This window comes from Nocardioides luti, from assembly GCF_014212315.1.
Classification (GTDB): domain Bacteria; phylum Actinomycetota; class Actinomycetes; order Propionibacteriales; family Nocardioidaceae; genus Nocardioides; species Nocardioides luti.
This window is the reverse complement of sequence record NZ_JACKXE010000001.1, coordinates 2,912,795-2,933,004: the sequence shown is the minus strand read 5'-3', so window position 1 is coordinate 2,933,004 and position 20,210 is coordinate 2,912,795. Positions and strand designations below refer to the sequence as shown.

Annotated in this window: 20 protein-coding genes; 7 read left to right on the top strand and 13 right to left on the bottom strand. The window is 73.2% G+C overall.

What is annotated here, in order from left to right; genetic code table 11:
- Positions 1 to 6 precede the first annotated feature (6 nt).
- From H5V45_RS13905 to H5V45_RS13885, 5 genes are all read right to left on the bottom strand, one after another.
- A complete protein-coding gene (locus H5V45_RS13905) occupies positions 7 to 2,373 on the bottom strand; it encodes a molybdopterin cofactor-binding domain-containing protein (RefSeq protein WP_246415906.1) in 2,367 nt (788 codons plus the stop codon).
- Positions 2,374 to 2,528: 155 nt separating this feature from the next.
- Positions 2,529 to 3,713: an RsbRD N-terminal domain-containing protein gene (locus H5V45_RS13900; protein ID WP_185253476.1), complete on the bottom strand. Its 1,185-nt coding sequence runs from the start codon at positions 3,711 to 3,713 to the stop codon at positions 2,529 to 2,531.
- Between the two features lie 28 nt (positions 3,714 to 3,741).
- Positions 3,742 to 5,109: a dipeptidase gene (locus tag H5V45_RS13895; RefSeq protein ID WP_185253475.1), complete on the bottom strand. Its 1,368-nt coding sequence runs from the start codon at positions 5,107 to 5,109 to the stop codon at positions 3,742 to 3,744.
- Positions 5,110 to 5,146: 37 nt separating this feature from the next.
- The gene (locus tag H5V45_RS13890; protein WP_185253474.1) at positions 5,147 to 5,500 is read right to left on the bottom strand and encodes a sterol carrier family protein; all 354 of its coding nucleotides are present in this window, start codon (positions 5,498 to 5,500) and stop codon (positions 5,147 to 5,149) included.
- Entirely contained in the window at positions 5,500 to 6,096 is a 597-nt protein-coding gene (locus H5V45_RS13885; protein WP_185253473.1) for a winged helix-turn-helix domain-containing protein, read from the bottom strand. Before H5V45_RS13885 ends, H5V45_RS13890 begins: the two co-directional genes overlap by 1 nt.
- Positions 6,097 to 6,165: 69 nt before the next feature.
- On the opposite strand from H5V45_RS13885, the gene H5V45_RS13880 reads away from it, so the two are divergent.
- Genes H5V45_RS13880 through H5V45_RS13870 form a run of 3 tightly spaced genes read left to right on the top strand, consistent with a single transcriptional unit; the run spans position 6,166 to position 8,302 of the window.
- Complete coding sequence (locus H5V45_RS13880; RefSeq protein WP_185253472.1) at positions 6,166 to 7,422, top strand: MFS transporter; 1,257 nt, start codon at positions 6,166 to 6,168, stop codon at positions 7,420 to 7,422.
- 50 nt (positions 7,423 to 7,472) lie between these two features.
- Entirely contained in the window at positions 7,473 to 7,778 is a 306-nt protein-coding gene (locus H5V45_RS13875) for a metalloregulator ArsR/SmtB family transcription factor (RefSeq protein ID WP_185253471.1), read from the top strand.
- Positions 7,775 to 8,302: an SRPBCC family protein gene (locus H5V45_RS13870; protein ID WP_185253470.1), complete on the top strand. Its 528-nt coding sequence runs from the start codon at positions 7,775 to 7,777 to the stop codon at positions 8,300 to 8,302. Before H5V45_RS13875 ends, H5V45_RS13870 begins: the two co-directional genes overlap by 4 nt.
- Before the next feature lie 11 nt (positions 8,303 to 8,313).
- Here the strand turns inward: H5V45_RS13870 and H5V45_RS13865 are convergent, their stop codons facing one another.
- Positions 8,314 to 9,996, bottom strand: coding sequence for a bifunctional NAD(P)/FAD-dependent oxidoreductase/class I SAM-dependent methyltransferase (locus H5V45_RS13865; RefSeq protein ID WP_185253469.1), 1,683 nt, complete (start codon positions 9,994 to 9,996; stop codon positions 8,314 to 8,316).
- A gap of 67 nt (positions 9,997 to 10,063) precedes the next feature.
- Between H5V45_RS13865 and H5V45_RS13860 the strand changes: the two genes are divergently transcribed.
- Positions 10,064 to 10,624, top strand: coding sequence for a helix-turn-helix domain-containing protein (locus tag H5V45_RS13860; RefSeq protein WP_185253468.1), 561 nt, complete (start codon positions 10,064 to 10,066; stop codon positions 10,622 to 10,624).
- Positions 10,625 to 10,926: 302 nt separating this feature from the next.
- On the opposite strand, the gene H5V45_RS13855 is transcribed toward H5V45_RS13860, so the two are convergent.
- The 3 genes from H5V45_RS13855 to H5V45_RS13845 all read right to left on the bottom strand — a co-directional run bounded on the left by H5V45_RS13855 (position 10,927) and on the right by H5V45_RS13845 (position 14,742).
- The gene (locus H5V45_RS13855; RefSeq protein ID WP_185253467.1) at positions 10,927 to 11,751 is read right to left on the bottom strand and encodes an alpha/beta hydrolase; all 825 of its coding nucleotides are present in this window, start codon (positions 11,749 to 11,751) and stop codon (positions 10,927 to 10,929) included.
- A 31-nt stretch (positions 11,752 to 11,782) separates the two neighbouring features.
- The gene (gene purL, locus H5V45_RS13850; protein WP_425491439.1) at positions 11,783 to 14,047 is read right to left on the bottom strand and encodes a phosphoribosylformylglycinamidine synthase subunit PurL; all 2,265 of its coding nucleotides are present in this window, start codon (positions 14,045 to 14,047) and stop codon (positions 11,783 to 11,785) included.
- Between the two features lie 146 nt (positions 14,048 to 14,193).
- Entirely contained in the window at positions 14,194 to 14,742 is a 549-nt protein-coding gene (locus H5V45_RS13845) for a TetR family transcriptional regulator (protein ID WP_185253466.1), read from the bottom strand.
- A 136-nt stretch (positions 14,743 to 14,878) separates the two neighbouring features.
- Here H5V45_RS13845 and H5V45_RS13840 point away from each other — a divergent pair, with 136 nt between their 5' ends.
- Entirely contained in the window at positions 14,879 to 16,363 is a 1,485-nt protein-coding gene (locus H5V45_RS13840; RefSeq protein WP_246415905.1) for an MFS transporter, read from the top strand.
- Between the two features lie 37 nt (positions 16,364 to 16,400).
- On the opposite strand, the gene H5V45_RS13835 is transcribed toward H5V45_RS13840, so the two are convergent.
- Complete coding sequence (locus H5V45_RS13835; protein WP_185253465.1) at positions 16,401 to 16,589, bottom strand: hypothetical protein; 189 nt, start codon at positions 16,587 to 16,589, stop codon at positions 16,401 to 16,403.
- A 250-nt stretch (positions 16,590 to 16,839) separates the two neighbouring features.
- Here H5V45_RS13835 and H5V45_RS13830 point away from each other — a divergent pair, with 250 nt between their 5' ends.
- Positions 16,840 to 18,195 carry a glycoside hydrolase domain-containing protein gene (locus tag H5V45_RS13830; protein ID WP_185253464.1) on the top strand — a complete coding sequence of 452 codons (1,356 nt, stop codon included), beginning with the start codon at positions 16,840 to 16,842 and terminating at the stop codon, positions 18,193 to 18,195.
- Positions 18,196 to 18,217: 22 nt separating this feature from the next.
- Here H5V45_RS13830 and H5V45_RS13825 read toward each other — a convergent pair whose 3' ends face one another.
- Genes H5V45_RS13825 through purS form a run of 3 tightly spaced genes read right to left on the bottom strand, consistent with a single transcriptional unit; the run spans position 18,218 to position 19,580 of the window.
- Positions 18,218 to 18,667: a DUF3817 domain-containing protein gene (locus tag H5V45_RS13825; RefSeq protein ID WP_185253463.1), complete on the bottom strand. Its 450-nt coding sequence runs from the start codon at positions 18,665 to 18,667 to the stop codon at positions 18,218 to 18,220.
- Positions 18,664 to 19,332 (bottom strand): phosphoribosylformylglycinamidine synthase subunit PurQ, encoded by a 669-nt coding sequence (purQ, locus tag H5V45_RS13820; protein WP_185253462.1) that lies wholly within the window; start codon positions 19,330 to 19,332, stop codon positions 18,664 to 18,666. Before purQ ends, H5V45_RS13825 begins: the two co-directional genes overlap by 4 nt.
- The gene (purS, locus tag H5V45_RS13815; RefSeq protein ID WP_185253461.1) at positions 19,329 to 19,580 is read right to left on the bottom strand and encodes a phosphoribosylformylglycinamidine synthase subunit PurS; all 252 of its coding nucleotides are present in this window, start codon (positions 19,578 to 19,580) and stop codon (positions 19,329 to 19,331) included. The genes purQ and purS overlap by 4 nt, the downstream gene beginning before the upstream one ends.
- A 76-nt stretch (positions 19,581 to 19,656) precedes the next feature.
- Here purS and H5V45_RS13810 point away from each other — a divergent pair, with 76 nt between their 5' ends.
- Positions 19,657 to 20,160, top strand: a complete 504-nt coding sequence (locus H5V45_RS13810; RefSeq protein WP_185253460.1) for a YflT domain-containing protein — start codon at positions 19,657 to 19,659, stop codon at positions 20,158 to 20,160.
- The last annotated feature ends 50 nt before the right edge of the window (positions 20,161 to 20,210 follow it).

Below are 20,210 nucleotides of genomic sequence, written 5' to 3'. Positions count from 1 at the left end.
GACTCCTCAGTAGGTGTGCTTGAGCCCGTTGGTGGGCGACGGCGGGACGGGCGGGACGAAGGACTTGACCTTGAACGACACCGTCCCGTGGTTGATCGGGAAGCGGGTCGGCATCTTCTTGGTCGCGCGGGCGTAGGCGCAGGCCACCGCAGCCGCCGACGCGGCGACACCGGCCTCGCCGGCGCCACCCGGCTGGTCGGAGTCGGAGGGCATCACGTGCACCTCGAACTCCGGGGGGACGTTCCACTGCCGCGTGTAGAAGTAGTTGTCCCAGCTGGCCTCGAGGAAGTGGCCGTCGCGCAGGTGGCAGCTGCTGGTGAGCGTCAGCGCCATCCCGTCCGAGAAGCCCCCCATCATCTGGGCCTCGAGCCCGCGCGGGTTGATGACCAGCCCGGCGTCGACGGCGACCACGGCCTTGGTGACCCGCGGCCCGGTGACCCCGTGGTAGATCTCGCGGTTCACGGTCCTGGGGCGGGTGTCGATCTCGACGAGGACCGCGGTGCAGCCCTTGTACTCCTTGTGGATCGCGATCCCCTGGGCCATGCCCGCGGGCATCTTGCGGCCCCACCTGCCCTCGTCGGCGACCTTCTGCAGGACCGCCTTGGTCCGCTCGTCCTTGAGGAACTCGAGGCGGAACGCCAGCGGGTCCTTGCCCATCTGCCGGGCGAGGCGGTCGATGACCAGCTCGTTCGCGACCGCGGTGTCGGGCGAGTAGATGTTGCGCATGCTGCCGGTGTTGAACCGGTCGTCGGTCTCGTCCAGCAGCTGGGTCACGAGGCCGAAGTTGTACGGCAGCTCCTGGGTGAGCGCGAAGATCGACTGCGAGAAGCCGAAACCGCCGAGCTGGCGGCCGACCTCGGTCGGGGCCTCGTCGATCGTGCTCGTGATCATCTCGCCGAGGCCGTGGCTGAAGTCGGTCACGACGCTGGTGTTGCGCTGCTCGAAGCTCAGCACCTGGCCCCCGAGGTGGGTGGCCCGGATCCGCGAGGTGACCATCGGGTGCAGGCGGCCCTGGCGCGGCTCGTCGGCGCGGTGCCACATCAGGCGGACCGGCTTGCCCATCTTCTGCGAGATCTTGGCGGCCTCGATCGCGGCGTCGCTGAAGAGCTTGTGGCCGAAGGAGCCGCCACCGGTGATGACGTTGACCGTCACCTGGTCCTGGCTCATGCCCAGGGCCTTCGCGATGTTCTGCTGCGCGAGGATCGGGACCTTCAGGCCGGCCCAGATCGTCGCCCTGTCCTTGCGCACGTCGGCGACGGCGGAGTTGGGCTCGAGCGCCGCCGAGCTGCGGAACATGAAGGTGAAGCTCTCCTCGACGGTCTTCGCGAGGGGGTCCACGTCCGGGACGGCGAGCGGGACCTCGGCCTTGCGCAGCCGCGCGAGGACCGTCTGGTCGGACTCGCCCTCGACGGTGCCAGGGTTCCACGCCACGTCCATCGCGCGGATCGCGTCGATGCACTGGCCGAAGGTCTCGGCGCGCACGGCGATCCCGGTGTCGACCTTGGCGACGTTGCGGACGCCGGGCATCCTCAGGATCTCGGCCTTGTTGCGCAGCTTCTTCGGCGACCCGTTGAGCGTCGGCGGGCGGCAGACCATCGTCGGCAGCGCGCCGGGCACGTGCAGGTCCATCGAGAACTTCTTCTTCCCGGTGACCGCGGCGAGCGCGTCGGTGCGGTTGCGCGGGGTGCCGATGACGGAGAAGTCGGCGCGCTCCTTGAGCTGCACCTCCACCCGGCGGTCGGTGGCGCTGGCGGCCTTGGTCGCCAGCTCGCCGTACGTCACGGAGCTGCCGTCCGGGGCGGTGACGACGCCCTGGTGCGACTCCAGGCGGGCCACCTCGGCGCCGAGCTGGGCGGCGGCCGCGTCGAGCAGGGCGCCCTTGGCGATCGCGGCGGCCACCCGGATGGGGGTGTACGTCGACACCGTGGTGTTGGAGCCGCCGGTCAGCTGGTTCATGACCAGCTCGGGGCGCGAGGGCGCCAGCGTCACGACGATCTTCTCGACCGGCAGGTCGAGCTCCTCCGCGAGGATCATGGCCGTGGACGTGGTGATGCCCTGGCCGACCTCCATGCGCGGGATCGCGAACGAGGCGGTGCCGTCCTCGTGGAGGGTGACCGTGATGAGGTTCGCGGTCGGCGCCGCGGCGTCGGTCTGCAGGTCCTCGAGGTCGTAGAGCTCGGGGATCTGCGCGCCCGAGGGCACGGCGGCGCGCGCGGGCTTCGCGAGCGCGAGGTCGGCGGCGACCACGAGGGTCGAGCCGGCCATCACGTAGCCGAGGAAGCTGCGACGACCCAGGGCCATGGGGGCCGTGGTCGTCACGGGTGCTGCCGGGTCCTCCTGCCTCTCGGTGCGGGCGTTCGCGTGCAACGTCATGCGGTTCCTCCAAGAGCATCGAGCCACGGCACCGAGGTGCCGGAGCGGCGTGCTCCCTCCCTACCCACCAGCGTGACAGCCGTCACCTCGCAGCACCATGCCCGCGGTGCCCACCATCCGGCACCCACCCCTGTGCAGAGTGCACAAGACGTCGCTCAGCGGACCCGGCCGATCGCCAGCGACCGCACGGCGAGCGCGAGCTCGAGGGGCGGCACTCCGTCCAGCAGCACCTGGCCGGTCAGGTCGCCGACGCGGCGCAGCCGGTTGATCACGGTGTTGCGGTGGCAGTGCACGGCCTCCGCGGTGTGGGTGGTCGAGCCGCCGGCGCCGACCCACGCCGTCAGCGTGTCGAGCAGCGGGCCGCCCTCGGCGGGCGGGAGCGCCAGGACGGGGCCCAGCCACACCGCGACGAGCCGGCCGGCGACCTCCGGGGAGGTGAGCAGCAGGGCCTCGGGGAGCCGGTCGTCGAAGGCGGCCACGCCGGGCCGGCCGCCCAGCGTGCGCAGGGCCAGCACGGCCTGCCGGAAGCCGGTGTCGACGCCCGCGAGCCCCTCGACCCCGACCGAGACGCCGATCGAGCCGCCGTCGTCGACGGCCAGGGTGGCGAGCACGTCGTCGGGGCCGTCCGCGCCGAGCGCGACCAGTCCGACCGCGCCGCCGCTGCGCCGCACCCAGACGTTGGGGCGGGACCCCAGCGCGTGCTCGAGCCGGGCGGTGTCCAGGTCGACACCGGTGGCGACGAGGTAGTCGCCGTCGACCGGGACGTCGAGGATCCGCGCGGCCTCGTGGGCGAAGCCGGGCTCCTTGGCGCGGCCGCTCAGCACGCCCTCCCACAGCTCGGCGCGCAGCTGCTCGTCGGCGCGGACGGCGGCCCGCTCGGTCGCGTGGTACGCCGCGGCCACCTGGGCCGAGGTCTCGTCGACGACCTCCCAGACCCGGGTGCCCACCTCGCGGAGCTCGTCGGCGTCGAGGGTCGAGCGCGCCTGCTCGACCAGGTCGTCCCAGATCAGCCGGCCGCCCATCCGGAAGGACCGCAGCACGTCGTCGAGCGGCAGGCCCTGCTCGGCCCGGCGCCGCCCGGTGGCCCGCGCGGCGTCGTACGCCGGGTCGCGCGCCGCCGACCCGGGCTCGGTGCCGCGCCCGTCGACCGCCGCGTCCAGCAGCTCCAGCACCCGCACGATGTTGTCGTGGCACGAGCTGCGCAGGTCCGCGCGCGGCACGACCCGGGTCGCGCGGTAGCCGGGGTTGGACGCCTCGATGGTGGCGACCAGCCGGTCGGTCAGGACGTCGACGCGGGCGCGACGGTGCTCGGCCAGGAAGGCGAGGGTCGCGGCGCGCACGGGCGGATCCGTCCCGGTCCGGTGTCGCTCAGAGCTCGCCGAGGTGGTGGAGCAGCAGCGCCTCGGCGAGCACCACGCGCTCGAACTCCGCCAGGTGGAGGCCCTCGTTGGCCCCGTGCGCCCGGGTGTCCGGGTCCTCGACGCCGGTCACGAGCACGCTGGCCCGTGGGAACGCCTCGAGGAACTCGGCGATGAACGGGATCGAGCCCCCGACGCCCATGTCGACGGGCTCGGTGCCGTCCCAGGCCTCGGTGAAGGCGGTGCGCGCCGCGTCGTACGCCGGCCCGGTGGCGTCGATCTGCGTCGCCTCACCCGTGTCGACCACGCTGACGGACAGCTCGGCGCCCCAGGCGACGTGCGCCTCCAGGTGGGCGCGCAGGCAGGCCAGGGCGTTCTCGGTGGTGTCGCCGGGGGCGACCCGCAGCGAGATCTTGGCCCGGGCGCTCGCCACGAGGGTGTTGCTGGCGCCGTCCACCTTGGGCGCGTCGAGGCCGGTGATGCTGAGCGAGGGCTTGGTCCACAGCCGCTCGACGGCCGAGCCGTCGCCGATCCACTCGATGCCGGGGACCGCGCCGGACTCGGCACGCAGCCGCTCCTCGGGGTAGACGACGTCGGCCGCGGGGCCGCTGTGCAGGCCCGCCACGGCGACGTTCCCGCGGTCGTCGTGCAGCGTCGCGATCAGCCGCGAGAGCGTGATCAGGGCGTCGGGGACCAGGCCGCCCCACATGCCGGAGTGCACGGCGTGGGTGAGGGTGCGGACGGTGACGTCGACGCGGACCAGGCCGCGCAGGCTGGTGGTGAGCGCCGGCACGCCGATGTCCCAGTTGCCCGAGTCGGCGATCACGATGACGTCCGCGGAGAGCTTGTCCTGCTGCTCCCTCAGCAGCGCCGGGAGGCTGTCGCTGCCGACCTCCTCCTCGCCCTCGATGAACATGGTGACGCTGACGGGCAGGTCGTCGCCGTACACCCGCAGCGCGCCGAGGTGCGCCGCGATCCCGGCCTTGTCGTCGGCGGCGCCGCGGGCGTAGAGCCGCCCGTCGCGCTCGGTCGGCTCGAAGGGCGGCGAGTCCCACTCGGCGTGGTCGTTCTCGGGCTGGACGTCGTGGTGCGCGTAGAGCAGCACCGTCGGCGCCCCCGCGGGCCCGGCCTTGTGCGCGATCACGGCGGGCGCCCCGCCCTCGGCGGTGACGATCTCGACGCTGTCGAAGCGCTCGGCACGGAACAGCTCGGCGACGGCCTCGGCACTGCGCTCGACCTCACCGGCCCGCGCCGGGTCGGCGCTCACGGACTCGATGCGGACCAGGTCCTCGAGGTCGTGGCGGAGGGCGGGCAGGAGGCCCTCGACCTTCGCCCTGATGTCGTCGGTGCTCCAGGTGCCGGCTGCGTCGGTGCTCATGGCGACAACGTATCCGGCGCGCGGCTGGCGGGAGTCGTCAGGTGAGGGGGAGGTACGGCGTCAGGTCGGCGCGCTCGCCGGACGCCCGGACCTGCGCGGTGGCGTCGGCCCAGGAGGTGGCGCCGGTCGCGAGGTCGATCCAGGTCGCCGCGTCCATCTCGACGACGGCGGGCGGGGTGCCGCGGGTGTGGCGGACGCCCGGGACGACCTGCACGGCGGCGTACGGCGGGACCCGCACCTCGACGGACTTGCCGGGGGCGCGGGTCTCGAGGACGGCCAGGTAGTGCTTGGTCAGCAGCCGCAGGTCCGTCGGTGAGCGGTCGCCGGCCTCGAAGCGGGCCCGGGCGGCGGCGAGCTCGGCGGGGTCGGCGAGGCGCAGGCGCGACGGCATCAGGCGTCCTCGTCCGCGGTGGCGGGCCGGTGGGCCAGATCGGGGTGCGGCAGCACCATGGCGTGCACGACGTAGGTGAGGCGGCCGTCGTCGCGGCCGCGGTGGCGCTCGGACCACTGGTGGAGCAGCTGGCCCAGCTCCTCGGAGAACGCCTGCGCCTCCTCCTTGGTGAAGCGCACGGCGGTCTCCATGGTGGCGCGGTGCTGGCCCGGCGCCCGGTCGTCGGCGTACGCCGCGTCGACCAGCTGGTGCGCGGCGGAGGCCGCCTGGCGCATGAAGACCCGGGCCGCTGCCCGCCCGCCGGGCTGGGCCTCGATGTCCCCCACGCTGACGCTGAAGCTCTCGCGCGACGCGCGCCAGACCCGGTCGCGCTGGTCGCGCGCCTCCTCGGGCGCCTCCTCGATGAGGCCGTACTTCGCGAGCTGCCGCAGGTGGAAGCTGGCCTGGTTGGCGGGGACGTCGAGCACCCGCGCGAGGTCGGCCGCGCGCATCGGGCCGGTCGCGCCGAGCTCGGTGAGGATCCGGTTGCGCACGGGGTGGGCGATGGCGCGCAGCACGCGTGGGTCGTGGATCTGGCCGCCGCTCTCGCTCGTCATGCACCGACCTTAGCAAAATCCCGCACGCACTATTGCGCAACTACTGTTGCGCAATTTATGGTGCGGATCATGACCGGCTACCGCACCCTCGCCCGCAACCACGACTTCACCGTGCTCTGGATCGGCCAGACGGTCTCCGAGCTGGGCAGCTCGGTCAGCATGTTCGTCTTCCCCCTGCTGACCTTCCACCTGACCGGCTCGCCCCTGGCCGCGGCCGCCGCCGAGGCGCTGCACCTGCTGGGCCTGGTCGGCGCGCTGCTGCCGGCCGGGGTGCTGGCCGACCGCGTGGACCGCCGCCGGCTGATGCGGGTCTCGAGCGGCGCCGGGGTGCTGCTCTACGGCTCCCTCGCCGTCGCGGGCGTCACCGGCGGGCTCACGCTGCCGCACCTGCTCGTGGTCGCGCTGCTCACCGGGATCGCGACCGGCGCCTTCTCCCCCGCCGAGACGTCCGCCGTCCGCACCGTGGTCCCGACCGAGGACCTGCCGACGGCGCTGAGCCAGAACCAGGCCCGCCAGCACGTCGCCGCGCTGGTCGGGGCGCCGCTGGGCGGGCTGCTGTACGGCGCGACGCGCTGGCTGCCCTTCGTCGCGGACGCGGTGTCGTACGCCGTGTCCTTCGTGCTGCTCGGCCGGATCCGGACCGACCTGTCGGCCCCGGTCGCGACCGGGCCCCGCCGCCGGGCCCGCCACGACATCGCCGAGGGACTGCGCTACACGTGGTCGCGGCCGTTCTTCCGGGTGCTGCTGATCTGGTCGCCGCTGACCAACCTCGTCATCAACGCGCTCTTCTTCGTCGCGATCCTGCGCCTGGTCCAGGACGGCTTCCCGCCCGTCCAGATCGGCCTGGTCTCGACGGCCGCCGGCGTCTCCGGGATCCTCGGCGCGATCGCCGCGCCCTGGATCATCGACCGGCTGCCCACCGGCTGGCTGACGATCGCCTGCGCCTGGAGCTTCGTCCCGCTGCTGGTGCCGCTGGCCCTGTGGAACCAACCCGCCGTCGTCGCGGCGGCGCTCGGCGTCGGGCTGTTCCTGAACCCGGCCGGCAACGCGGGCGTCGGGTCCTACCGGATCGCGATCACCCCCGACGCCCTGCAGGGGCGGCTGCAGTCGACGATGCAGTTCGTCTCGATGTCCGCGATGCCGCTGGCCCCCCTGCTCGCCGGCGCGCTGCTGAGCGGCCTCGGCGGCGGCCGCGCGATGGCGGTGCTCGGCGGGCTCACCGCCCTGGTCGCGCTGATCCCGACGCTGAGCCGGCACGTGCGCGCCGTCCCGCGGCCGGCGCAGTGGGTGGCCGAGGCCACGCCCGCGTCGGTGCCGGTCGCCTGACGCCATACATGCCTTGACACGCATATACATGTGACGGCATATTCATCGTCGTGAACGACACCTGGACCGCACTGCACGACCCGCACCGACGAGCCGTGCTCGACGCCCTGCTCGACCACGAGCAGTCGGTCGGCGAGATCGTCGAGCGCCTGCGCCTCACCCAGCCGCAGGCCAGCAAGCACCTGCGGGTGCTGCGCGACGCCGGGCTGGTCCGGGTCCGCAAGGAGGCGCAGCGACGCGTGTACTCGATCGACCCGGCACCGATCGCGGAGCTCGATGCCTGGCTCGCGCCGTACCGGCAGCTCTGGAACGACAGCCTCGACCGTCTCGGTCACCACCTGGAGGAGCACCCATGACCGACCACACCAGCCGGCTGCGTCTCGGCGACGACCGTGGCACGTCCGTCGAGATCGACGGCCGCAGCGCCGTGCGCTTCGTGCGCACCTACCCGCATCCCGTCGAGCGGGTCTGGCGGGCGGTCACCGACCCGGCCGAGATGCCGCACTGGTTCCCGTCCCAGGTGCACTACGAGCCCCGGGTCGGCTCGTCGATGCGCTTCACCGGCGACCCCTTCGCCGAGGACGTCACGGGCACGCTGCTGACCTGGGAGCCGCCGCGGCACTGCGCCTTCACCTGGGGCGGCAACGAGCTGCGCTTCACCTTGGAGGAGGTCGAGGGTGGCTGCCGGTTCGAGCTGCTGGACCTGCTGTCCGCGGCCGACACCCAGGCCATGAACGCCGCCGGCTGGCACGTGTGCCTGGCCCGGGTCCCCGCCGTCCTGGGCGCGGCCGCGCCCGCACCCGAGGACACGGACTGGCAGCCGCTGTACGACGCCTACGTCGACGCCGGCCTCGGTCACGGCGCCGCCCTGCCGCACTGAGGGCCCCTCCGTCAGCGGCGGCGCGCCCGCAGCACCGCGTCGTGGACGGTGTCGTGGGCGTGCGCGTCCTCGTGGGCGTCCCCGTCCGCGTCCCCGTGGGCGGGGACCTGCCGCGCCCGCGTCTCGGCCACCTCGACCTCCCAGACGCCGGGGTCGAGCAGCGGCACCAGATCCTCGGGCGTGAACATCATGTCCACGGCGCCCCACCGGTGACCCCCGTGGAGGTCGGACGGGTGGTGGCCGACGACCAGCAGCGTCCCCCCGGGTGCGACCGTCTCGGCGAGCCGCGGCACCAGCTCGAGCATGCCGCGGTCGGGGAGGTGGAAGAACTGCGAGGTCACCAGGTCGTACGCCGCCAGGTCGCCCGCCCCCGGCACCCAGGCGCGCAGGTCGGCCTGTCGCCAGGTGCAGCGGTCCGCGACCTCCGCCCCGGCGGCCGCGGCGTGCGCAGCGCTCCGGTCGAGGGCGACCTGCGAGAAGTCCAGCCCGGTCACCTGCCAGCCCTGCCCGGCCAGCCAGAGCACGTCGGCGCCCTCCCCGGACCCGATGTCCAGGGCGCGGCCCGGCGCGAGGCCCGACGCCTCCGCGACGAGCTGGGGGTTCGGGTTGCCGCTCCAGATGGCGGACCCGGCGGCGTACCGCTCCTCCCAGCTGGCCTGGTCGAACATCGCCAGCAGCGCGCGCCGGTGCTCGACCGCGACCGCGGCGTCCTCCTCGATCAGGTCGTAGTTGATCCGCGCCCCGGCCATCAGCCCCGCCGCGGCCGACGCCATCACCTGCGCCATCAGCTCGGTGACGTTGCCGGCGACCCAGACGCCGGGCACCGAGGTGGTGCCGGACGGGTCCTGGTGGGGGTAGTGGCTGCCGACCACCGTGTCGCCCATCAGCTGGTCGACCGGCTCGACGCCGAGCGACTCGAGCAGCGGTGAGCGGGCGGTGAACCGCGGGGCGACCACGAGCGCGTCGCGCGCGACGACCTCCCCGTCCGCGAGCCGCACGCCGGTCAGCCGGTCGTCCTCGACGACGACCTCCGCGACCGAGCCCGCGACGACGCGGACCCCGAACGCCGCCAGCTGCTCGGCCACCTCCCCCTCGGGCGCCGCGTGGCCGTCGAGGAGCACCACGACGTCGTCGCTCAGCTGGCGGAACATCAGCGCGTGGTGCAGGGAGGCCGGGCCGCGCCAGAGGATGCCGATGGCCCGGTCGCGGACCTCGAAGCCGTGGCAGTACGGGCAGTGCAGCACGTCGCGGCCCCACCGCTCCGCGAGCCCGGGCAGGTCGGGCAGCTCGTCGACGAGCCCGGTCGCCACCAGCAGCCGCCGCGCGGCCAGCTCGGCCCCGTCCGCGAGGGTCACGACGAAGCCGGTCCCGTCGCGGTCCCACGCACGCACGGCGTCGACCCGGGACGCGCGGACCTCCCCGCCGTACGACGCCAGCTCGGCGCGACCGGTCGCGAGCAGCTCCGCGGGGCTCACCCCCTCCCGGCCGAGGTAGTTGTGCACCCCGGCCGCCGGGGCGTTGCGCGGCTCGCCGGCGTCGACCACCAGCACCCGTCGGCGCGACCTGGCCAGCGCGACGGCCCCGCTGAGGCCGGCGGCCCCGCCGCCGATCACGACCACGTCGTACGTCTCGTGCTGCTCGGTCTGGTCGTGCCGCTCGGTCTGGGCGGGCTGTCCGTGCTCGTGCTGTGTCATGCGTCGAGTGTGCGGAGCCTGTCGCCGTCTTGACAACTTCTGTTGCCGAACTGGCAAACTGTCGGTCATGAGCGACTTCCAGGACGTCCTGGGTGCGGTGGGCGGTCGGCTGCGGGCCCTGCGGCTGGAGCGCGGCGCGACGCTGGCCGAGCTGTCGGCGTCGACCGGCATCTCGGTCAGCACGCTGTCGCGGCTCGAGGCCGGCCAGCGCAAGCCGACCCTGGAGCTGCTGCTGCCGCTGGCGCGCGCCCACCAGGTGCCACTCGACGAGCTCGTCGACGCCCCCGAGACCGGCGACCCGCGCATCCACGCGAAGCCGGTCGTCCGGCACGGCATGACGTTCCTGCCGCTGACGCGGCGTCCGGGCGGACTGCAGGCCTACAAGCAGATCATCCCGCCCTGGACCGGCCCGCTGCCCGCGCTGCGCACGCACGAGGGGTACGAGTGGGCCTACGTCCTGTCCGGCCGGATCCGGCTGCTGCTCGGCGACCGGGACCTGCTGCTCGGCCCCGGCGAGGTCGTCGAGTTCGACACCCGGACCCCCCACTGCCTCACCAACCCCGGCCCCCACCCCGCCGAGATCCTGGCGCTCTACGGTCCCCAGGGGGAGCGGATGCACGTGCGGTGACGGGGGCTCGGGGCGGGGGCTCGCGGCTGCTCGCGGCTTGCTCGCGGCCGCTCGTGGCTTGCTCGCGGCGGCCGGATCTGCGGTTTGGTCACCAACCGCACGATTGCGGGCCTTCGGGGCCTGCGGTTCGTGACCGATCGTCGCGGCCGTTTCAGGTTTGGTCAGAAACCGCAGCCAACAGGGCCTTCGACCTGCGGTTTCTGACCAAACCTGAAATCGGGGTCACGGTTGGTGACCAAACCGCAGGTTCCGACCCCCCGCAGACCTGCAGTTTCCGACCAATCCCGGAAAATGCTCCGACGTCACCCCAGCTGGTCGAGCACGGCCAGCGTCTTCGTCCACGCCGGCGAGGTGGCGTCGATGACGACGAAGTGGTCGCCCTCGACCTCGACCATCTCGGCCTTCGCTCCGGCGTCGGTGGCCGCGGCGACGTAGTCCTGCGACTGGCTGATCGGCACGATCGGGTCGTCGGTGCCGTGCACGCACCAGACCGGGACGTCGAGGGGGATCTGCTGCTGGGGGTCGAGGATCGCGTCGGCCGGTCCGGGGGCGTGGCCGAGGAACGCCTCGACGGCGCCGGCGCCCAGCCCGTCGTCGTACGCCGTCCGCAGGTCCAGCACGCCGGCCTGCGAGATCACGGCGGTGACGTCGACGCCGCCGGCCCACCGGTCGTCGCGACCGCGCGAGGCGGCCCAGGTGGCGAGGTGGCCGCCGGCGGAGTGCCCGAGGGTCACGACCGTCGCGAGGTCCAGGTCGAGGTCGGCCAGCTTGTCGATCCCGGCCGCGATGTCGTCGAAGGTCTCGGGGTCTCCCCCGCCACCGCCGGCGCCGGGCGCACCGCCGACGCGGCGGTACTCCAGGTTCCACGCCGCCCAGCCTTCCTTGGCGAGGCTGGTCGCCAGCGGGGCGCCGAGGGTGAGGTCGTACTCCGACTTCCAGAAGCCGCCGTGGATCACCACGACCACGCCGCGCGGCGTCCCCTCGGGCAGGTAGAGCTCACCGAACTGGCTCGCGTCGGTGCCGTAGGCGATCTTGCCGCCGGATGGTTTCGTCACGGGTCCTCGGTCCTCCTCGCAGGCGGCCAGGGCGGGCACGAGCACGGCACCGAGCAGGCCGAGGCCCGGCATCGTCAGGAACGTACGCCGGCGCACCCGACGCTCAGCCCAGCACGGCGGGCAGCGTGGCGGTCCAGGCGGCCCGGACCTCGGCCAGCGGCACCGAGAACTCGCCCTCCACGACCAGGTCGCTGCCGCCGGTCTCCCCGAGCACCGCGAGGGGCACCTCGTGGCGGGCCGCGAGGGCGGTGAGCCGCTCGAGGTCACCGGGGGCCACGGTCACGACGCACCGCGCCGCGGACTCGGCGAACAGCCCGAGGAACGCGTCCCCGGGCAGGCGCACCGACACGCCGACGTCGTGGCGCATCCCGGCCTCGGCGAGGGTCTGGGCGAGCCCGCCGTCGGAGAGGTCGTGGGCGCTGGTCACCAGGCCGACGGCCTCGTGCAGCAGCTCGGCCAGCGACCGCTCGGCCGCCAGGTCGACGCGCGGCGGGAGGCCGCCGAGGTGGCCGTGCACGACGTGGGCCCACTCGGAGCCGGACAGCTCCTCGCGGCTCTCGCCGAGCAGCACCACGGTCTCGCCCGCGGCCGACCAGGCCGACGGCGTACGCCGGGTGACGTCCTCGATGACGCCGAGCACGGCGACGACCGGCGTGGGCAGGATCGCGGTCTCGCCCGTCTGGTTGTAGAGGCTGACGTTGCCGCCGGTGACCGGGATCCCGAGCTCGAGGCAGGCGTCCTTGAGGCCACGGCAGGCCTCGGCGAACTGCCACATCACGTCGGGGTCCTCGGGCGAGCCGAAGTTCAGGCAGTCCGAGATCGCGAGCGGCACCGCGCCCCCGGTGGCGACGTTGCGGTAGGACTCGGCCAGCGCGAGCTGCGCGCCCGTGTAGGGGTCGAGCTTGGCGAACCGGCCGTTGCAGTCCGTGGACACCGAGACGCCGAGGTTGGTCCGGTCGTCGACGCGGATCATGCCGCTGTCCGACGGCTGGGAGAGGACCGTGTCGCCGCGGACGTAGCGGTCGTACTGGTCGGTGATCCACGACTTGTCGCAGAGGTTCGGCGAGGCGACCAGCCGCAGCAGCGTGTCGCGCAGCTCGTCGCCGGTGGACGGGCGCGCGAGCGCCTCGGCAGCGTCGGCCTGCAGCGCGTCCTGCCAGGCGGGGCGGGCGAACGGGCGGTGGTACGTCGGCCCGTCGTGCGCCACGGAGCGCGGCGGGACGTCGACGACCCGCTCGCCGTGCCAGTCGATGTGCAGCCGGCCGGTGTCGGTGACCTCGCCGATGACGACCGCCTCGACCTCCCACTTGGCGCAGATCGCGAGGAACGCGGCGACGTCGTCGGGCTCGACGACGGCCATCATCCGCTCCTGCGACTCGCTCATCAGGATCTCCTCGGGCGCGAGGGTTGAGTCGCGCAGCGGGACCTTGTCGAGCTCGACGTGCATGCCGCCGTCGCCGGCCGAGGCCAGCTCGGACGTCGCGCAGGAGAGCCCGGCGCCGCCGAGGTCCTGGATGCCGGCGACCAGGCCGGCGGCGAAAATCTCGAGCGTGCACTCGATGAGCAGCTTCTCCATGAAGGGGTCGCCGACCTGCACGCTGGGCCGCTTGGCAGGACCGTCCGCGTCGAAGGTCTCGGAGGCGAGCACGGAGACGCCGCCGATGCCGTCGCCGCCCGTGCGGGCGCCGTACAGGATCACCTGGTTGCCGGCGCCGGACGCCTTCGCGAGGTGCAGGTCCTCGTGGCGCAGCACGCCGATGCAGAGCGCGTTGACGAGCGGGTTGCCGAGGTAGGTCTCGTCGAAGACCGCCTCGCCGCCGATGTTCGGCAGGCCCAGGCAGTTGCCGTAGCCGCCCACGCCGGCCACGATCCCGGGCAGCACCCGGTGCGTGTCGTCGGCGTCGAGCGGGCCGAAGCGGAGCGGGTCCATGACGGCCACCGGGCGCGCGCCCATCGCGAGGATGTCGCGGACGATGCCGCCCACGCCGGTCGCGGCGCCCTGGTAGGGCTCGACGTACGACGGGTGGTTGTGCGACTCGACCTTGAACGTGACCGCGTAGCCCTGACCGATGTCCAGGACGCCGGCGTTCTCGCCGATGCCGGCCAGCATCTTGCCGACCGGGGTCTCCTGGGGGATCTCGGAGAACTGCTTGAGGTGCACCTTGGAGGACTTGTAGGAGCAGTGCTCGCTCCACATGACGGAGTACATCGCCAGCTCGGAGCTGGTGGGACGACGTCCGAGGATCTGGCGGATCTGCTGGTACTCGTCGGCCTTCAGCCCGAGGTCGGCCCACGGCTGCTCGCGGCCGGCGTCCTCGGTGGCGGTGGCGACGGTGTCCAGGGCGGCGATGCGGGGGGTCTCGGGCACGGCGTCAATCTACCGGCGTCCCACCTCGCGGCCCGCCCCGGCGCCGGGCACGGACGCCGGACCTTCCGGGGGAACCTGTCACTTTCCGGGTGTTGCAACACCCGGAAAGAGCCAACTTCCCCGGATATCCGGGGAATCCAGCAGCCTCAGACCAGCATGCCGTCGGCCACGACACCCAGCAGCGGACCCACCGCGGCGGGGTCCAGGTTGCCCTGGTCGGCCACGGTGGCGACGCCGCCGACGAGCCGGCACATCTGGACGGCGTCGACACCGGGGCGCAGCGCCCCCTCGGCCTCGAGCCGTTGGACGACGCGGTCGGTGGCGGCGGTGAGGGTCTGGCATTTGGTGCGGATCGGGGACTCGGGGTCCTCGATCGCGCAGGTGATCTTGGCCGGGCCGCCCTTGTGCAGGCTGATCAGCGCGACGTACGCCTCGAACCACGCGACCAGCAGCGCCCGCGGCGGGCCCTCGTGCGCGAGCGCCTTGTCGGCGGCCTCGGTGACCCGGTCGACCCAGCTCTGCATGATCGCGTCGATGAGGTTCTCGCGGCGCGGGAAGTGGCGGTAGAGCGTGCCCGGACCGACGCCCGCACGCTTGGCGACCTCGTCGAGCGACGCGTCGTACCCCTGCTCGCGGAAGACCTCGCGCGCGACCTCGATGATCCGGTCGTAGTTGCGCTTGGCATCGGCACGCACAGCAGGTCCTTCCAGAAAGTCGCGGGTCTCCACTTGCTAACCGGAGACTGTCTCCGTATGGTGGTGGACGTCAACCGGAGTCGATCTCCACATCACACGGTACACCGGTCCCACCAGCCAGAACAGGACTCTCCTCATGTCCGACACCATGACCTCCACCACCAGCACCACCGGGCGCACCGCCGCCCCCACCGACCTCCCCCCGGATGCCGGCCGCGCCGCGACCGGCATCGCGATCGTCCTCGTCGCCCAGCTGATGCTGGTGCTCGACGCGACCGTCGTGAACGTCGCCCTCCCCCGCATCGACGCCGACCTCGGCTTCGGCCCCGCGTCGCTGTCCTGGATCCTCAACGCCTACACCCTCGCCTTTGGTGGCCTGCTGCTCCTCGGCGGCCGGCTCGGCGACGTCTTCGGTCGTCTCAAGGCCTTCGAGATCGGCCTGGGCGTCTTCACCCTCGCCTCCGTCCTGGGCGGCCTCGCCCAGACACCTGGCCAGCTGGTCGCGGCGCGCACCCTGCAGGGCGTCGGCGCCGCACTCGCGGCGCCGAGCGTGCTCGCCCTGCTCACGACGAGCGCACCCGACGAGGCCGCCCGCAACCGGGCCTTCGCCCTCTTCGGCGCCGTCTCCTCCGGCGGCGCGTCGATCGGCCTGCTGATCGGCGGCCTGCTGACCGACGTCGGCTCGTGGCGCTGGACGCTCTTCATCAACGTGCCGCTCGGCATCGCCGTCATCGCCCTGGCCCCGCGCTTCGTCGACGAGACCCGGCGCCGCGCCGGCCGCTTCGACGTCGTCGGCGCGCTCAGCGCCACCCTCGGCGCCGTGTCGCTCGTCTGGGCGCTGATCGGCACCCCGGAGCACGGCTGGCTCTCCGCCCGCACGCTCGGCGGCTTCGCCCTCGGCGTCGTGCTGCTGGCCGTCCTCGCCCGCACCGAGGTCCGTCACCCGCACCCGATGATCCGGCCCGCCCTGGTCCGCAACCGCCCGCGCGTCGTGGCCCTCGCCGTGATGGCGCTGGTCATCGGGGCGAACCTGTCGATGTTCTTCCTGGTCGTGCAGTACGTCCAGCGCGTGCTCGGCTTCGGCCCGCTCGAGTCCGGCGTCGCGTTCCTGCCGTTCAGCCTCGGCATCTTCGCGATGTCGCGGGTGACCCCGTCGCTGCTGGGTCGCCTCGGCGCCCGCACGATGATCATGCTCGGGACCGCCGCGATGGCTGCCGGCTACGCGTGGCTCAGCACGATCGGCACCACCGACACCTACCTGCCCGCGGTCTTCGGCCCGATGCTGATCGCCGGCCTGGCGACCGGGTTCGTCTTCATGCCGGTCACGGCGACCGTCCTCGGCGGCGTCGAGCCCGAGCACGCCGGCGCCGCGTCCGGCCTGCTGCAGACCACGCAGCAGCTCGGCAGCGCGGTCGGCGTCGCCGCGATCGTGTCGGTGTACGCCGCCGGCGCGGTGCCCGGCGCCTTCGTGCCCGGCCTGCGGGCGGCCTTCCTCACCTCCGCGACCTTTGCCGCCCTGGCGTTCGTCGCGGCGATGGTCGGCCTCGCCCGCCGTCCGCGCCCCGAGGCCGCGCTCGACGCGCACCTCGACCCGGAGCTCGAGGTCGCCGAGGCGGCCTGACCTCCACGGGCGCCGACGGCGCCCACGACCGACCGGTTCAGCCGGCCTCCGCCAGCCCGGGGGCCGGCTGTTCCGCGTCCGGGTGCGCCGGCACCCAGGTGTGGCCGTCCCACCACCAGCGCCCGTCCGGGCTCGGGAACGGCGGGCCCCCGTCGACCGGGTCCTCGTGCCGCTCCCCCACCGGTCCCAGGACCGGCACCGTGCTCCAGCGCTCACTCTCGCTCATGATCGCCCCCCAGCAGATCGCGGCCGCGGTGGCCGATCTCCCCACGGTCCAACCAGCCCTCGACGCCCGTCCGCGGAACGTCCGAATTACAGATCTGTAGTTCCCGCGAACGCCTGTTACGGGTGTGACTCGTGAGGTTATGGTGACCGAACTCCCATCCGGGAACACCCGGAGCACGACCCGTGGCGCCCCTCCCTGGCGCCACGGCCGCACCACTCCCCTGGCACCACCTCATCACCCAGGAGCCCCGATGTCCCGCCCGGCACCCCGGACCCTCCGCGGCCTGATCGGCACCCTTCTCGCCGTTCTCGTCGTGGGTCTGGGTGCCGCCGCGAGCCCCGCCGTGGCCGACGACAACGTCGTCACCCCGGGCGACTTCACCGGCTACGGCTTCGACCAGTGCCTGGCCCCGACGCAGTCCGCCATGGATGCCTGGCTCACGCACTCGCCGTTCCTCGCGGTCGGCATCTACATCTCGGGCGACTCGCGCGCCTGCCGCAACCAGCCCAACCTCACGCCCACCTGGGTCACCACGCAGCTGGCCAAGGGCTGGCGGCTGCTGCCGATCACGCTCGGCCCCCAGGCCTCGTGCCAGCCGCGCTTCCCGCGGTACGGCGACGACGAGACCATCAACCCCAAGCCGGGCAAGTACGGCCGCTACAAGCTGGCGCGCGACCAGGGCACGGCCGAGGCCGTCTCCGCCGTCGCCGCGGCCCAGGCGCTGGGCATCGTGGCCGGCAGCACGCTCTGGTACGACCTCGAGGGCTTCGACCTCGGCAACACCCGCTGCCGCGAGTCGGCGCTGCGCTTCCTGAGCGCGTGGACCACGAAGCTGCACGGCCTGGGCTACGTCTCGGGCGTCTACTCCAGCGCCGGCTCGGGGATCCTGATGCTCGACAACGCCCGCGTGGACCGCCCCGGCACCTTCGCGCTGCCGGACCAGATCTGGATCGCGCGCTGGGACGGCGAGGCGAACACGTCGACGTCGTACATCCGCGAGGACGGCTGGCACCCGCACGCCCGGGTGAAGCAGTACCAGGGCGGCCACGACGAGACGTGGGGCAACGTCCGCATCAACATCGACCGCAACTTCCTCGATCTCGGCCAGGGCTCGGTCGCGCCCGCCGAGACGCACTGCAAGGGCGTGCTCGTCAACCACCCGGCGTACCTGCGACTCAAGCCGGCCACCGAGACGCGGACCGCCGACCCGGCTCAGGTCCAGGCGCTGCAGTGCCTGCTCAAGGAGAAGGGGCTGTACGCCGGCAAGATCAACGGCACCTACGCCGCCCCCACCATCGCGGCGGCGAACACCTGGCAGGAGCAGCACGGCTTCGAGGTCGGCGAGACCTGGACCAAGCCCAACTGGATGTCGCTGCTGGCCGACGGCGCGAAGCCGGTGCTGAAGTTCGGCTCGGCCGGTCCCGACGTACGCCGCGTGCAGCGGGCGCTGAACGCCGCCCGCCCGAAGGCCCAGCTGTCCGTCACCGGCGTCGTCACCGCGGCGACCACGACGGCGCTGCGCGCCTACCAGTCGCGGCAGGGCCTCGAGGTCTCCGGCGTCGTCGCGGGTCCGACCTGGAAGGCGCTCCGGGCCGGTCTCCGCTGAGGGGAACCGCTGATCGAACCGCTCAGCCGCCGGCCGGCGGGCCGACGAGCAGCGCCACGCCGGTCAGGGCGATGACGGCGACCAGCCCGGCGAGCGCCCCGCGCGCGGGGTTGCGGAGCAGCCAGGCGACGGGGCGGTCCAGCGCGGACTGCGGGTCCGAGCCGACCAGGCGCCACTGCGCACCCAAGGCACCGCGCTTCTGGGCGTACCGGTCGAAGAGCACCGTCGCGAACGGCGGGATCGACGAGGCGAGGCCCAGCAGGGTGCGCCCGGCGCTCCAGCGCTGGTCGGCGGCGACGAGCAGGGTGGTCAGGCCATAGGCGATGAAGACGACGCCGTGCACCATCCCGAAGACCTGGACGCCGAGCTCGGTGGTCTTCGTGACGTACTTCAGGAACATCCCGGTCAGCAGCAGGGCCCAGGTGACGGCCTCCGCGATCGCGACCCGGCGGAAGAGGATGGACGGGCTCACGCGAAGGTCCGCTCGACCAGGCTCGTGAAGAAGCCGAGACCGTCGGTCCCGGCGCCGGTGAGGTCCTCGACCGCGTGCTCGGGGTGCGGCATCAGGCCGACCACGTTGCCGGCGGCATTGGTCACGCCGGCGATGTCGCGCAGCGAGCCGTTCGGGTTGACGTCGAGGTAGCGCGCGACGACCTGGCCCTCCCCCTCGAGGCGGTCCAGCGTCGCCTCGTCGGCCACGAACCCGCCCTCGCCGTTCTTGAGGACGACGGTGATCTCGGCGTTCTCGGCGTAAGCCGAGGTCCACGGCGTACGGGTGTTCTCGATGCGCAGCCGCTGGTCGCGGCAGACGAACTTGCGGTGGTCGTTGCGGATCAGCGCGCCGGGCAGCAGGTGGGACTCGCAGAGGATCTGGAAACCGTTGCAGATGCCGAGCACCGGCATCCCCCGGCCCGCGGCCTCGATGACCTCGGTCATGACCGGGGAGAAGCGGGAGATGGCACCGCAGCGCAGGTAGTCGCCGTACGAGAAGCCGCCCGGCAGGACGACCGCGTCGACGCCCTTGAGGTCGTGGTCGCCGTGCCAGAGCGCGACCGCGTCGTGGCCGCCGAAGCCGACCGCCCGCTGCGCGTCGACGTCGTCGAGCGAGCCGGGGAAGGTGACGACGCCGACCTTCATGCGTCCTGCTCCACGTGGACGGTGAAGTTCTCGATGACGGGGTTGGAGAGCAGCGTCTCGGCCATCCGGTGCACGTCGGCCAGCACGGCCTCGGTCACCTCGCCGGCGATCTCGAGCTCGAAGCGCTTGCCCTGGCGCACGTCGGTGACCCCGGTGAAGCCGAGGCGAGGGAGCGCCCCCTGCACCGCCTTGCCCTGCGGGTCGAGGATCTCGGGCTTGGGCATGACGTCGACGACGACTCGGGGCACGGAGGGCTCCTGGCTGCGGGGGTGGCTTGCTGCTTCCTGCGGCACCAGTCTAGGAGACCTCGGGCAGACTGGTGACATGAGCATGTCCTCCGGAACACCCGCCGCGTCCCCGCTGAAGCTGGAGTTCCCGCAGTCGCTGGCGACGTACGCCGACTACGCGTCCGCCCAGAAGAGCGTGGACTACCTGTCCGACAACAAGTTCCCCGTCGAGCACCTGATGATCGTCGGCACCGACCTCAAGCGCGTCGAGCGCATCACCGGGCGGCTCACCACCGGCCGGGTCGCCCTCGGCGGCGCGCTCTCCGGGGTCTGGTTCGGGCTGTTCATCGGGGTGCTGTTCGCGCTCTTCACCGACAGCAACGTGCTCACGACGGTGCTGTCGACCGTCGTCGTCGGCGCGGCGTTCGGCCTGATCTGGGCGCTCGTCGGGTACGCCGCCACCCGCGGCCAGCGCGACTTCTCCTCCGTCACGCAGGTCGTGGCGACGCGCTACGAGGTGCTCGTCGAGCACAAGGTCGCCGCCCAGGCCCGCGAGACCCTGGCCGGGCTGCCCGGCGCGCTGCCGAACCCGTTCGCGTAGGCGGCCGCGGGGGCCTGCCAGGCCTGCCCCGGTCGGGCGACGTGCCCGGT